Origin of the sequence: Microcoleus sp. AT8-A3, from assembly GCF_036705675.1 — a bacterium.
GTDB lineage: Bacteria > Cyanobacteriota > Cyanobacteriia > Cyanobacteriales > Microcoleaceae > Microcoleus.
The window spans coordinates 1-13,694 of the sequence record NZ_JAUBVD010000051.1; the positions used below are offsets into that span (position 1 = coordinate 1).

Genomic DNA, 13,694 nt, shown 5'->3' on the forward strand with positions numbered 1-13,694 from the left:
CCCGCCCGTCCTTTTTGGACGGGCGGGACGCCCATCCCACTTTCAAGAGTGGAAGTTATTTAATTCTCATTCCTAAACATCCTACCTTTAAAGTTGTTTTATTTTCCGTCTTGGCTAATAGGTTGCTTCGGCCAAGTAAACCGAAAAGTTGCTCCCTCACCTTCGGCAGATTCTAGGGAAATAGTGCCCCCTTGACCTTCGACAATTTTTTTCACCAGCGACAAACCAATCCCAGTATTTTCAACTTTATCACGAGCTTCCAAGGTCTGAAAAATCACAAAAACTTTATCGTGATATTGAGGATCAATTCCCGGCCCGTCATCCTCTACAGAAAACTCGTAAAAATCATCTAACTCTTTAACGGATATGTTTACGTGACCCGATTCAGATCGGTTGTGCTTAATTGCGTTGCTAATTAAATTAGAAAAAACCTGCTGCAACAGCAATCTTTCTGCCACAAAAGTTGGCATTTTCGGTTCAACTTTCACCTCAAATCCAGACGGCGGCGCCAACGAATCAATAATTTCGGCTAATAAATTCTCAACTTTTACCATTTCTGAAGGCACTTGAATCCGTCCGACGCGGGAATATTGCAGCAGTCCCTCAATCAAACCTTCCATGCGGTAAACTCTGCCCCGCAGCAGGTTCATTTGGTGCAGAGTATCCTCTGTCATCGACTCGCTGAGGTCTTCTTCTATCCAACTGCTGAGATTGGCGATCGCCCTGAGTGGCGCTTTCAAATCGTGAGAAACTACATAAGCAAACTGGTCTAATTCTTGATTCCGCTTTCTTAAAACATTCGTCGTTTGAGCCAGATTTTGGGCTGTTAACCTCAATTCTTGAGCGCGCAACCGCAGCGATTCCTGCGCTTGTTTGCGATCCCTAATATCTTCAACCACACTCATCAAAAATTGAGTGCCATTTTCTTCTCGCAGCAGCGAAACCGTCAAGTTTGCCCACACCAACTCTCCGTCTTTGCGGATGTAGCGCTTTTCCAAAGAGAAATTTTCAATTTCTCCTGCTAACAATTGGCGCACAAGTTCCTGTTCACTTGCCAAATCTCCAGGCCAAGTAATCTCCTGAAATCTTTTCTCCAGCAATTCTTGCCTGCTGTAGCCCAAAATATCGCAAAGTTTTTGATTGACTAACAGAAATTTGCCTTCCACACTCGCTTGCACCATGCCGACTGCCGCCTGCTCAAAAGTAGCGCGAAACCGCTGGGCGCTTTGGGCTAAAGCAATTTCTGAGCGTTTGCGATCGCTAATATCGTTGCTGATTTCCAAAATAGCGATCGGTCGATCTTGCTCGTCGCGCTGCAAAGTCCACCGGCTGGCCACCGTTATTTTTGTCCCGTCTTTCTTAGTTCGCACCAGTTCTCCTTGCCAAGAACCCTTCTCGAAAAATACTTTTTGAATTGCCTCAAAAGGTTGAACCCATTCTGTTTGTAAAAGCTTGTGAATATTTTTTCCTACTGCTTGCGACTTCCGCCACCCGTAGAGCCACTTGGCCCCTAAATTCCAATAAGAAATCGCTCCATTCAAGTCTAGTACCGCGATCGTATCGTTGGCCAAATCCAGCATTTGCGCTTGCTTTCGCAGAGTTTCCTCCGCTTGTTTCCGTCCTCTGGCATCGCGGCAAATCGCAATAAACAAGTGTTGATTTGCCAGACGCATTTCGCTGATAGCTAAATCCATCGGAAACTTAGTTCCGTCGTGGCGAATTCCAACTGTTTCTTGTTGGTAAGTCTTCAGCGTAGTATCTGGATGTAACACAAAATATTCGATCGAATAATCCCCCACGGTGCTGTAAGGCTGGGGTTGAGCTATCAGTCGCCGCAAGTTAGAGCCAATTATTCGATCGGCTTTCTCGCCAAAAATCTTTTCTGCTGCCCTATTAAAAGACTCAATATTTCCCCCTGCGTCCAAAGTGATAATCCCGTCAGCCGCATTGTCTACCACAGCTTGAATGCGACTTTTACTTTCTTCCAAGCCTGCTTCCCGCTTCCTTAATTCCTTCTCTAAACCATCAAATAAATACCAGGAAGCCCCGGCGCCAAAACAGCCGCAAAGCAAACCAGCAACTTGCACAAAATTAGTGAAATCTATCAAACCCCGTCTTTGCTGATCTAGAGCTTTCTGGTAGGCTTCGCCGGCATTAGCAAACACATTAATTTTTGCACGCAGGTTATCCCTCCTCGCTTTGCCTTGAGTGAACACCTCAATTATTTCCGGCGACTGCACGCTTGTTGCCGAACTGTCGAGCTTATTCAAAGTGTTTTGCAAGAAATTTATATGCTGTTCGGTACTTTTTTTGATATCTTCAAATCGCTGAGCTTGCAGTGTATTTTCTTGAACCATAACCTTGAGTTCAGCCAGCAGCGGAGGCAAACTCTTCTTGGCTTCTAAGTAGGGTGAGAGAAATGCGCGGCGCTTCGTCAACCCGTAACCTCGAATGCCCGTTTCCGCATCTACCACGAGGGTTAACAAGCGGTTAGTTTCCTGAAGTATTGCCCTATTAGTATCTGCTCGTTCTCTTATCTGTATGGTAATCTGCCGGAGGCGTGCAATTGCTAGCAGTGAAGCAAACAGAAAAATAATGGGGATAGCAACGATGATTGTTCCCCGCTGGCGAATTGGTCGGTCTGTCCATACAAAGTGGAGGCAGCGATCGAGCAAATACTTCACGAATATTGAAGGAGAAAGTTTGCTGCCAGTATATCGCTTTTTGGTCGTTTAGGCTATGGATAAGTTTGTTTTGTTTAGTTGGGCGAGCGTTGGGGACTAACCGTGGAAACTAGATTAGACCCCTGCTATAGCTACCTGCTGACACTAACAGCAGATTTTTTGGCACGGTGTTTAAACGGAGGCAGGGAGAAAGAAAGGACTTTTTTCGACACCGAGACAGCAGGCGAAGCAGAAAGGATCGTTTCTGTTTTACCTTCGTTTTCGCCTTCGGCTTCTGCTTTTAAACTAGAGTCTGTTTCGCCAGTGTTTGGAACACTTGTAACTACAGTAGTCCACCTGCCTGTAGCCGGATCGCGATAACAAGTAAAAGGGTTTATTTTTAGCGGTTGACTGCAAGGTTTAATCATGTAGATGCACTCCTTTGATTCTGAGAAATTGTGCATTGCTTTCAGCAGCAATGCTATCTCGCCCGTAGAAGCAGTATGAAGGCAAAAAGCAGAATTGTGTTTCTGCGTCCAGAGACTTTTGAAACTTCCTGATTTCCTGTTAAATTTTGCCTTCTACTGCTTCGCGACCATAGCATTACTTTTACCAAATTGCCTTTCTGGAAGCAACCCCCCACCGCCTTAATTAGGTTGAGGTGGGACTTGTGAATGCAGCGAGGCCCCCGATCGTGCCTGCAGGACAATCTTGGAATAATATAGGTATTCTAGGCTGAAAAAAAATGCTACTGTGTGATCGACAACAGAGGTCGATCGCGATCGGTGTCACAATTAAAAAGGGAATGGGTAATTGGTAATGGGTAATTGGTAATTGGAAAATTGGTAATGGGGAAATTATTCCATCTTTTGCCATCCGTTAAATCCGTTAAATCCGGTACACAATTTCGGGAAAAATTCCCACCCGTTAAATCCCTTAAATCCCCTACATTGCTAGTTGCCCAACTTGTTTCTAACTAATATCAACTTTTGCATTTAAATGCACCGTAAAAGTAGAGCCAACATCCAACTCACTCTCAACAGTAATATCGCCGCCCATCATCTGGCAAAACAAGCGACTAATGGCCAATCCTAAACCGGTGCCGCCGTACTTGCGAGTAGTCGAAGCGTCCCCTTGAATAAAAGGTTGAAACAAACCCTGCTGCTGTTCGGCCGACATTCCAATCCCCGTATCAGATACCTGTAAATAAACCCAATCGCTGTCGCCTGCGGGTTCGCGAGTCGCGCTCAACAGCACCGTTCCACCTTCGGTAAACTTCAGGGCATTCGAGAGCAAATTGAACAGAATTTGCCGGACTTTAGTCAAATCTGCATACATCACTCCCAAATTTTCAGAGCAAGAAACTTGCAATTGATTGTGATTTTTTTCGACCAAAGGGTGCAAAGTAGCAACAACTTCTTCTATTAAATTACAGAGGTCAAATTTTTCTAAATAAAGCTCCATCCGACCGGCTTCTATCTTAGAAAGGTCTAGAATATCGTTAATTAAAGTCAGCAAGTGTTTGCCGGCGTTATAAATTTTTTGGGTATCGGGAATGATTTCTTCGAGTCCCGATTCCCGTGCTTCTTCTTGTAGCATTTCGCTGTAACCGATAATCGCGTTGAGCGGTGTCCGCAGCTCGTGGCTCATATTGGCTAAAAAAGTGCTTTTAGCTCTCGAAGCTGCTTCAGCTTTGTGTAAGGCTTCTTGCAAGGCTATTTCGGCTCTTTTGCGCTCGGCAATTTCGATGCGGAGCAGTTTATTGGCGGTGGTGAGTTGAGCGGTGCGCTGATCGACGGTCATTTCTAGCTGTGCTTTGGCTTTGGAAAGGGCTTCCTGAGCCCGCTGGCGCTCAAATCCTTCGATCGCCAGTGCTACCAAATTTGCCAAAGAATCAGCGAAGGTGCGCTCCTCCAGAGCCCACTGGCGGGGCGCGCCGATATGTTCGAGAGAGAGAATGCCCACGATCTGGCCACCGAGCCTAATTGCTACATTTAATATGGATGAATTCGGCTTGCTGGCATTTGGCAGCACACCGGAATGTTCGGCGAGGGAAGATGAGTGGGACAAATTTGTTTGTAGAGAGTTTTGAGTCTTTGTCGTAGGTTCTAAACCATTGTCCGATCGCAAATTTTCGCGCGGTGCGTCGCCTTCAACATCTAAAATTGATAAATTTAAATCGCTTGCCGATATGCACTCCCGGCTCAAATGATTCTCCTGGGTGCGATCGTACACGTCGAGACAAACTAATTTGAGGTTGGGGATTTTAAACTTAGAATGATTAACTCCCTCGTGTTGCTCTGGGGCAGCGGTATCTGTCTCGATTGCCTCTGTTTGGTTGTGGGCGAGTAATCTCTCAGTAAAATTTAGCTGGGGATCGCTGGGGTAGCGATTTCCAAATCTTCCATGGTTGTAAAGCCAGACGCTGACTTTTTCGACATCCAAAGTCCGGGCTGCAGCCTCGGTAATTTCGCGAATTCCCACATTCAGCGCACCGCTGTTGAGAGTCCTCTGCCTACCTAGCTGCAACAAAGCCAAACTCTGGCGGCGGAGGCGCTTTTCGCTCTCTTGGAGGGTTTGTTCTGCTTCCTTGCGCTGGGTGAGGTCGTACAAGGCGCACAATGCCGTCGGCTGGCCGTTAAACACCAGCGACTGAACCGAGATCATGGCCCAGAAAGCGGTGCCGTCTGATTTTTTACAGTGGAGTTCGTAGTTTTGCAGGTATCCCTCTTTAGCAAGTGCCTCAAGTACCTTTGGGCGATCGGCGGGGTTGAAGTAAAAGTCTGGAGTGCTGCAGCCGATCAATTTTTCTAGAGGTATGCTCAGGAGAGAAGCCAATTGAGCGTTCGCATACATAATCAAGCCGTCACAGAGGCGAGAAACTAATATCGGCACGGGAGTTGCCGAGGCGATCGCCCGAAACTGCTCTTCGCTGGAACGCAGCGCCAACTGAGCTTTGCTCAGCAAGTGAGCTTCCATCGTATCTGAATGTTCGGTGGTAGTCTCCAGCAAAAGTTCTAGGTCAACCTTTTCGCGCTTCAAGTTTTCAAGTTCCGCACTCAGCCGCTGAACGTCGAAAAGTAGCTGTTCTGTCGATGGTTCTTCCTGCATAGCAATTGAAAATTGGTAAATTTTAGTCGGTTCTGAAGTTTTTTATGGTTTTGTGCTAGTTTAACTATGACTTATTCCGATTAACTTCAGCCACCCCGATCCTGGTTCGCGGACTTAGCCGGGGATTACTGTCTACCTTTTTCGCTATTATTCCAATTCTAAGTGCAAGGAAGGCATCAGCCGCTGCAAGTTTTTCAGGGATTTTATCTGCCAGGGGATCTGTTTAGAACCTTTGATGGCGATTTGAATATTTTTTTGCTGGCGCACTTTGATCACAAATTTTGAGAGAATATTAATTCCAGAACTATTTAAAAATTCTAGCTTTCGCAAGTCTAGAGTCACCGTGTTTGGGCAGGAGTCAGCCACTTCGTTGAGCAGATCGACGATCGGTGCGTATTCTTCCACCTGGCTGAGTCGGAACGACCCGCTACAGGTGACTGTTTGCGTAGTGCGATCGTACTGGATCGTGTAATCTTTGGTCTGAATCTCCATAGCTGGTAAAAGTATAGTCATTTATAGGCATGGGAGGCTTCAAGTCCCTCCCCCTTCACTTTTACTTTGAGCGGATTAACCCGCCTCGGCTGAACTACGCAGCTCCCTATCCCATCGCTGAAGGCATTTGGGATTGCTTTTCTGAGGATGTTGTACGAAGCGTTGATATCAGAATTAATTAACTGACCAGTCGATGTTTTGTACAAACCTCGCTTGAGCCGCTTACCAGTGAACACAGGCTCTTTATCAGTTTTTCCGTAAACAGGGATTGGGTCTAAGTCCAAAAAACTTGACCGCGACGTGTAGGATTCCTCCTGCACGATTACCTTAATTCCCGCCAACCAAGCTTTGTTTTCCAACATCTCAATTAGTCGAGCGTGAGGGAGACTGACAAAGTTTTGGTTGGTTTGCTTCCCTAGATAAATTCCAGTTTTCCACTGTGCATTCTTGCCAATTACTAGCGTCCCAATCTGCTTGGCCGTTAAAATGTCAATAATTAGGCGGCTGGCATGATGTAAGTAATTGTCAACTTTCTGATTGCGACAGCGAGTTAAGCGCTGAATCCGGGGTGAAGTTTTGCGATTCCCTTTCAACTGGGATTGTAATCGTGAACAGCGTTTGTTGTAGAACTGGTTAATCGATTTTAATGGTCGCCCGTTAATCAACAAAGGGATAAATCCCGGCTGATTTGAAGTTAACGCCACTAAATTATCCAGTCCTAAATCAATACTAGCTACAGAGTTGGCATTGCCAAGGGTGGACTCCGCTTCATCATAAATCACCTCAATTACATAGGAATCACATTTCGGAACCAGTCTAACTTGACAAATCTGGTTGGGATTGAGTTGGGTTTTAATTGAAAGTTCAGTGCCGGAAAGTTTAATGATTCCTTTCTTCAACTGTTTGCTGCTAATTGCTTGAATCGTGTAGACGAGAAGGTTTCGCCCTTTAGTCTTATCTTTGTACTTTGGCAATTTTGGGCTACCCGTGAATCTTGAAGAGTCAGCTTTGTAAGCTTTAATGGCTTCAAAAAACGATTTCCAATTCTTGTCTAGCACCATTAAGATTTGCTGACTTACTTTAGCAGGCAAAGCCTTATATGCTTCGTGAGACTTCATCAATCGGTTCATTTCGTTGTAATTGACATAACCCCATCCATAAATAAAGCTCTGACGAATGACGTAATTGGCGGCATTGTAGAGGTTTTTGGACTTGAAAGCTAGTTCGTCTATTTGGGCGAAACGGTGTGACGTTGATTTAATGATGTGCCTCTGTGTTAGTTGCATTTGAGAGTTGCGTTTTTTGGGCGATGCGTATTCCTTGTTCAACACTCACAACAATAGAATACCATTATTGTTTATAATTGCTTATAAACTCAATGAAGTTTTACAATACTTTTGTCAGTTGCCGATTTTGAGTGGTAAAGGGGCTTTGGCTGCGTGAGCGAGGATTGAGCTTCAGGCTAGCACGATCAAAATTCACCCGTTTGCCGAATGCCGAAGGCCTTGGCGTGTGTAACTTTTGTTACATATACTGCCAACTGTACGATTGCCCCTGGGCAGTTAGGAGTTATTTTAGGATTTAGCGGTTGTGATACGAGTTGGCAAAAATAATGCAACTGTTGACTAGCTCTCAACCCTGGTAGTCATCAGTCATTGCCAATCTAACATTTCCAATCTCAAATCTCAAATTGTATGAGTTGTGGGGGTAGACGAGACCAGCTTTTGCTGAAGTTCCGAGCTATCAATTTGATTTTTTTTATCAATTTGGTATTGACAAAATCCCCAAAATGTGAGACATATTGCACATCTGGCACTGAAGTGAAGGGGAGAATATTTAATGGCAATTTCAGGAATTACAGAAAAGCTTTTGGCTGCTAAAAAAGCTAAGGGAATTAGTTTTGCAGATTTGGAAAAAGTTTTGGGGCGCGACGAAGTTTGGATTGCGGCGGTTCTTTACCGTCAAGCTACCGCATCAGCAGATGAAGCCGAGAAAATTGTATCGGCTTTGGGACTAGATAGCGAGACGGCTGCGGTTCTCTGTGAACCTCCGTTAAAAGGTTCTTTGGAATCCTCGGTTCCGGTTGACCCGCTGATTTATCGTTTCTATGAAATTATGCAGGTTTACGGGATGCCACTCAAAGCAGTGATTCACGAAAAATTTGGTGACGGGATTATGAGCGCGATCGACTTTACTTTGGATGTCGAGAAAGAAGCAGACCCAAAAGGCGATCGAGTGAAAATAATTATGTCGGGAAAATTTTTGGAATACAAAAAATGGTAAGCCCGTGCGGCTTTATTTTCAAGTGAAAATGAAAAATTAAAATTGGCTCCCATGACTCATGACTAATCACTAAAGCCTCAAAAGTGTTAACTTAGAAACAGAGATCGCGAAGCTTGACTGCGCCAAAAAACCGAGACAAGCCCCCGACTTAAGTCGTGCAGAGCCCCAAATTTTAGACCCTAGTTCAGCTCCAAAATTCATCTGTGGAGTAAATCTAAAATCTAAAATCTAAAATCTAAAATCGACTGACTGGCTTGGGTGTCCGATCGGGAAACCCCTCTAGGGCACAGCTAAGGTAACTCCCGCGGCAACTTCCCCAGTCGAAACAAGCAACCGCAACCGTAAAGTAAGAGGCAAATATGTCAAAATATGACTCCCATCTCAGATGCTCCTTTTGCGGCAAGTCGCAAGAGTACGTCCGCAAGTTAATAGCTGGGCCCGGCGTCTACATTTGCGATGAATGCGTGGAACTGTGCAATGAAATTTTAGAGGAGGAGTTCTTTGACTCCAGTAAAACAATTGGCCAACAGATTCCCCAATCAGAGGTGCGAGAGTCTCAGGGACAAGGAACCAGGCGCCCAGGTCGATCGAATAAATCGAAAATTGTTTTAGGTCAAATTCCGAAACCAACAGAGATTAAGCAGCATTTAGACAACCACGTCATCGGCCAGCACTCAGCAAAAAAAGTCCTTTCTGTAGCAGTTTATAACCACTACAAGCGCTTGAGCGTTGACCAAGTAAAAGATAGCGACAAGTCTTCCCCTGACAGCGATGTAGAATTGCAAAAATCCAACATCCTGCTAGTAGGACCCACAGGTTGTGGCAAAACTTTGTTAGCGCAAAGTTTGGCGCAAATGCTCGAAGTTCCGTTTGCCGTAGCTGATGCGACGACACTGACAGAAGCTGGATATGTCGGCGACGATGTAGAAAATATCTTGCTGCGGCTGTTGCAAATGTCCGATTTTGATGTGGAAGCGGCGCAGCGGGGCATTATTTATATTGATGAAATTGACAAGATTGCTCGCAAAAGCGAAAACACTTCGATCACTAGAGATGTATCGGGAGAAGGAGTGCAGCAAGCGCTGCTAAAAATGTTGGAAGGAACAGTGGTTAACGTGCCCCCGCAAGGCGGCCGCAAACATCCTTACCAAGATTTTATTCAAGTTGACACTAGCAAAATTCTATTTATTTGTGGCGGTGCTTTTGTCGGTTTGGAAAAAATAGTTGAACAGCGTTTGGGTAAAAAATCCTTGGGCTTTATTCAGCCAACAGAAAGCGACACCAACTCAACTTTGCCGGCGAAGGATAAGCGGGCCGCTGATATTTTGCAGCAGGTACAGCCGGACGATTTAGTCAAGTTTGGTTTAATTCCTGAGTTTGTGGGGCGGATACCGGTGGTGACGGTGATTTCGCCCCTGGATGAAGCAGCTTTGATGCAGATATTGACCGAGCCCCGGAATGCGCTGGTGAAGCAGTATCAAAAGCTGTTGAAGATGGACAGCGTGGAGTTGGAATTCCAGCCGGAAGCGCTACGGGCGATCGCCCAAGAGGCCTATCGTCGTAAAACTGGCGCGAGAGCTCTCCGCAGCATTTTAGAAGAGTTAATGCTGGATGTGATGTACGAGTTGCCTTCTCGCAAGGATGTGGCTAACTGTATGATTACTCCTGAAATGGTCGAGAAGCGATCGACTGCTGAATTGCTGTGGCATCCCGCATGGCGGCAGCACGAAACTGCATAATTTGTAATCTGTAGGGTGCTTGTGGCGCATCCTACAAACTACTAAACCAGCCCCCAGATTTATCCCTGGGCTCGCTTTCTCCCATCTAAAATCTAAAATCTAAAATCTAAAATCTAAAATCTAAAATCGATTGGCGGTAAGTGCGGTATGATGTGATTTCGCGATCGGTTCTAGCGGGGAGCAGCCGTTAGAGGAAACGGGGAAAGTTCGGTGCAAGTCCGGCGCTGTCCCGCAACTGTAATGAAACCCTTGGGGTTTCTCAAGTCAGAATGCCCGCCGATATATAACTCACTTTTGAACGCATCTGCGAGGTACGGATGATGGATGGAATTAACACGGCTGTACGCACAAAGCACAGTCTATTTGTTTGCACTGCTTGCGCTAGTGTTTGGAAAAACGGCAAGCGCGAAGGTAAAAGCGGCGGTCAACAATTTATGGAAAATTTGTCGCAACTCGCTAAAGATTGGGAGTTTTCTGATAAGTTTGAGATTCAAGAGGTTGAGTGCATGAGTGCTTGTAGTCACTCTTGTGCGGTGTCTTTTGCTGCTGTTGGAAAGTACACTTATCTGTTTGGCGATTTACCAGCAAATGAGTCGGAAAGCGTCGAGGCGGTACTCGAATGCGCGGGTCAATACTATGCTAAACCAGACGGTTTGTTGCCTTGGTCTGAGCGTCCTCAAGCTCTGAAAAAAGGTGTTTTAGCAAAGATTCCACCACTACCAAATTAGAGTTTTTCTCCTTACCATGCTCGGCCCATCGGCGATAACTAAGACCACCAATCCGCCAGGGACTTAAGTCCCTGGCTAATAGCGAAAGTCCTCTAAAGAGGACTGAGAATAAAAAATTTAAACTCATTAGTCCTCTTGAGAGGACTTTCGCTTTGAGGCAGGGGTTTAAACCCCTGCCGGAATGTCGGTTTAACGAGTTTCCTGTCAGCAATTGACTGACCCAAAATTGAAAGATATTCAATCACAGTACAACAACTAAATTATCAATGCACAAAATTCCTGTTACTGTCATCACTGGTTTTCTTGGTAGCGGTAAAACTACCTTAATTCGCCACTTATTGCAAAATAATCAAGGTCGCCGCATTGCTGTTCTGGTTAACGAATTTGGCGAAATCGGAATTGACGGAGAACTACTGCGCGATTGCCAAGTTTGCGACGAAGAAGAAAATGTCAGCAGCAATATTGTTGAACTAACAAATGGTTGTCTTTGCTGCACTGTTCAAGAGGAATTCTTGCCCACTATGCAGGAATTGTTGAAGCGTAGAGAGCAAATAGATTGTATCTTAATTGAGACTTCGGGCCTCGCACTTCCTAAACCTTTGATTCAAGCTTTTCGCTGGCCGGAAATTCGCACGGGTGCTACTGTAGACGGTGTGGTTGCTGTTGTCGATTGCGAAGCTATTGCTAGCGGTTCTTTTGTCGGTGATATCGATGCTTTGATGGCACAGCGGCAGGCTGATGATAGTTTAGATCACGAAACTCCGATCGAGGAATTGTTTGAAGACCAGTTAGCCTGTGCCGATATGGTACTTTTAACGAAGGTCGATCGCGTAGATGTGGAAACTCACAAGAAAGTCCAAAGCTGGTTGCAGCAAGAGTTACGTCCGAGTGTGAAAATTGTGCCCTGCAAAGGTGGCGAAATTAACCCGGATGTGTTAATGGGATTTAATGCGGCGGTTGAGGATGATTTGGAGTCTCGCCCAAGTCACCACGACACTGAGGAGGAACACGAGCACGATGATGATATTAACTCGACTTACTTTATTGCCGATCGCGAATTTGAACCTGAAGCTTTGGTGAAAAAACTGCAATCCTTGATGCAGCAGGAGGAAATCTATCGGATTAAAGGGTTTGTGGCGGTTCCCAAGAAACCGATGAGGATGGTGTTGCAAGGTGTGGGCTCTCGGATAGAATATTTTTACGATCGCCCTTGGCAATCTTCCGAGATCCGTCAAACCAAATTAGTGCTGATCGGTCGAGAGTTAGAGCGCGATCGAATTGCAGCTATGATTAACAATTAATTGTCATCAGTCATTAGCCACACACGCTGACCTCAGAAACCGGGTTTCTTCCTATATTTCTCGTTCTTCCAAAACTCGTAGAAACCCGGTTTCTAGCCCTATGGGTAAGCCCTGAACCAAAGACTGCGTATTCCTGTAGTTAAAAACTCTTAACATTTTTTAATAAACTTGCTACTACCAGCAAGTTTGGTGTAAAATAACGATAATGGTTATCATTGTACACTAATCGAGGTCAAGTATGGTGAGTGCTGGGGCGATCGAATCAGTTCCTGTTACCGTTCTCACAGGCTATCTGGGTGCAGGCAAAACTACGCTACTGAACCGAATTTTAACAGAGGAACACGGCAAAAAAGTTGCAGTCATCGTCAACGAGTTCGGCGAAGTAGGCATCGACAACCAACTGATAATTGATGCCGACGAAGAAATTTTCGAGATGAACAACGGCTGCATTTGCTGTACAGTGCGAGGCGATTTAATTCGGATTATCGGCAACTTGATGAAGCGGCGAGACAAATTCGACCACATAGTCATCGAAACCACAGGTTTAGCCGACCCCGCACCAGTAATTCAAACCTTTTTTGTAGACGAAGATATGCGGGACACATTACTGCTAGATGCAGTTGTCACCGTAGTCGATGCCAAGCACATCTGGCAGCACTGGGACGCAGACGAAGCTCAAGAACAAATTGCATTCGCCGATGTAGTTTTGCTCAACAAAACTGATTTAGTGACTGACGAAGAATTGGCAGAATTAGAAAAGCGAATTCGCGCCATGAATGCAATGGCAAAAATTTACCGTACTCACAACGCTGAATTACAAATGGATGCTTTGTTGGGCGTCAAAGCATTTGATTTGAACCGGGCATTAGAAATCGAACCCGACTTTTTGGGCGAACACACTCACGAACACGACGAAACTGTTACCTCGGTAGCAATAGTCGAATCCGGTGCTATTGATGGCAACAAATTTAGCGATTGGGTCGGCGAATTGTTGCGAACTCAAGGCACGAATATCTTTCGGACAAAAGGCATTTTGAATATGGCTGGAGAAAACAACAGATTTGTTTTTCAAGGAGTGCATATGCTGTTCGATGGCAGGCCGGATAGACCTTGGAAAGATACAGAAATTCCGAAAAATGAGCTTGTATTTATCGGTCGGAATTTAAACGAAAATCAATTGCGAGAGGATTTTCGTAAATGTCTGGTTTAACTGACATATTGAAGCATTTTCAATAAGCCTTTTAGCAACAGGCAAGATGCCTGTTCCACAAGATGAAAATTCATCTCTTGTGGAAGGGAACAGGCAAGATGCCTGTTCCACAAGATGAAAATTCATCTCTTGTGGAAGGGAACAGGCAAGATGCCTGTTCCACAAGA

The 13,694-nt window shown here is 45.3% G+C and carries 10 protein-coding genes and 1 riboswitch; of the genes, 5 read left to right on the forward strand and 5 right to left on the reverse strand.

Annotated elements, in window-relative coordinates:
* Positions 1–98: 98 nt before the first annotated feature.
* From QUB51_RS23510 to QUB51_RS23530, 5 genes are all read right to left on the reverse strand, one after another.
* Positions 99–2,684: a PAS domain S-box protein gene (locus tag QUB51_RS23510; RefSeq protein WP_333263501.1), complete on the reverse strand. Its 2,586-nt coding sequence runs from the start codon at positions 2,682–2,684 to the stop codon at positions 99–101.
* A 131-nt stretch (positions 2,685–2,815) separates the two neighbouring features.
* Positions 2,816–3,142: a hypothetical protein gene (locus tag QUB51_RS23515; protein WP_333240786.1), complete on the reverse strand. Its 327-nt coding sequence runs from the start codon at positions 3,140–3,142 to the stop codon at positions 2,816–2,818.
* Between the two features lie 493 nt (positions 3,143–3,635).
* Entirely contained in the window at positions 3,636–5,774 is a 2,139-nt protein-coding gene (locus QUB51_RS23520) for an ATP-binding protein (RefSeq protein ID WP_333055977.1), read from the reverse strand.
* A 147-nt stretch (positions 5,775–5,921) separates the two neighbouring features.
* Complete coding sequence (locus QUB51_RS23525; protein ID WP_333056031.1) at positions 5,922–6,266, reverse strand: slr1659 superfamily regulator; 345 nt, start codon at positions 6,264–6,266, stop codon at positions 5,922–5,924.
* A 17-nt stretch (positions 6,267–6,283) separates the two neighbouring features.
* On the reverse strand, positions 6,284–7,552 hold the full coding sequence (locus QUB51_RS23530; RefSeq protein WP_333055976.1) for a transposase: 1,269 nt from the start codon (positions 7,550–7,552) through the stop codon (positions 6,284–6,286).
* Positions 7,553–8,105: 553 nt separating this feature from the next.
* Here QUB51_RS23530 and cynS point away from each other — a divergent pair.
* The 5 genes from cynS (at position 8,106) to QUB51_RS23555 (ending at position 13,527) form a co-directional block, all read left to right on the forward strand.
* Positions 8,106–8,549 (forward strand): cyanase, encoded by a 444-nt coding sequence (cynS, locus tag QUB51_RS23535; RefSeq protein WP_333055975.1) that lies wholly within the window; start codon positions 8,106–8,108, stop codon positions 8,547–8,549.
* Positions 8,550–8,908: 359 nt separating this feature from the next.
* On the forward strand, positions 8,909–10,288 hold the full coding sequence (gene clpX, locus QUB51_RS23540) for an ATP-dependent protease ATP-binding subunit ClpX (protein ID WP_333055974.1): 1,380 nt from the start codon (positions 8,909–8,911) through the stop codon (positions 10,286–10,288).
* 148 nt (positions 10,289–10,436) lie between these two features.
* Positions 10,437–10,583, forward strand: a riboswitch (cobalamin riboswitch).
* Between the two features lie 22 nt (positions 10,584–10,605).
* Positions 10,606–11,016 (forward strand): DUF1636 domain-containing protein, encoded by a 411-nt coding sequence (locus QUB51_RS23545; protein ID WP_332960812.1) that lies wholly within the window; start codon positions 10,606–10,608, stop codon positions 11,014–11,016.
* Between the two features lie 266 nt (positions 11,017–11,282).
* Positions 11,283–12,317 (forward strand): cobalamin biosynthesis protein CobW, encoded by a 1,035-nt coding sequence (gene cobW, locus QUB51_RS23550; RefSeq protein WP_333055973.1) that lies wholly within the window; start codon positions 11,283–11,285, stop codon positions 12,315–12,317.
* A gap of 238 nt (positions 12,318–12,555) precedes the next feature.
* Complete coding sequence (locus QUB51_RS23555) at positions 12,556–13,527, forward strand: GTP-binding protein (RefSeq protein WP_333263504.1); 972 nt, start codon at positions 12,556–12,558, stop codon at positions 13,525–13,527.
* Positions 13,528–13,694: the final 167 nt, after the last annotated feature.

What these genes read in the sequence shown, in the direction of transcription:
- QUB51_RS23520 (WP_333055977.1), bottom strand. Translation starts at nt 5,774, where the DNA reads ATGCAGGAAGAACCATCGACAGAACAGCTACTTTTCGACGTTCAGCGG.
- clpX (WP_333055974.1), top strand. Translation starts at nt 8,909, where the DNA reads ATGTCAAAATATGACTCCCATCTCAGATGCTCCTTTTGCGGCAAGTCG.
- cobW (WP_333055973.1), top strand. Translation starts at nt 11,283, where the DNA reads ATGCACAAAATTCCTGTTACTGTCATCACTGGTTTTCTTGGTAGCGGT.
- QUB51_RS23555 (WP_333263504.1), top strand. Translation starts at nt 12,556, where the DNA reads ATGGTGAGTGCTGGGGCGATCGAATCAGTTCCTGTTACCGTTCTCACA.
- QUB51_RS23530 (WP_333055976.1), bottom strand. Translation starts at nt 7,552, where the DNA reads ATGCAACTAACACAGAGGCACATCATTAAATCAACGTCACACCGTTTC.
- QUB51_RS23545 (WP_332960812.1), top strand. Translation starts at nt 10,606, where the DNA reads ATGATGGATGGAATTAACACGGCTGTACGCACAAAGCACAGTCTATTT.
- QUB51_RS23525 (WP_333056031.1), bottom strand. Translation starts at nt 6,266, where the DNA reads ATGGAGATTCAGACCAAAGATTACACGATCCAGTACGATCGCACTACG.
- cynS (WP_333055975.1), top strand. Translation starts at nt 8,106, where the DNA reads ATGGCAATTTCAGGAATTACAGAAAAGCTTTTGGCTGCTAAAAAAGCT.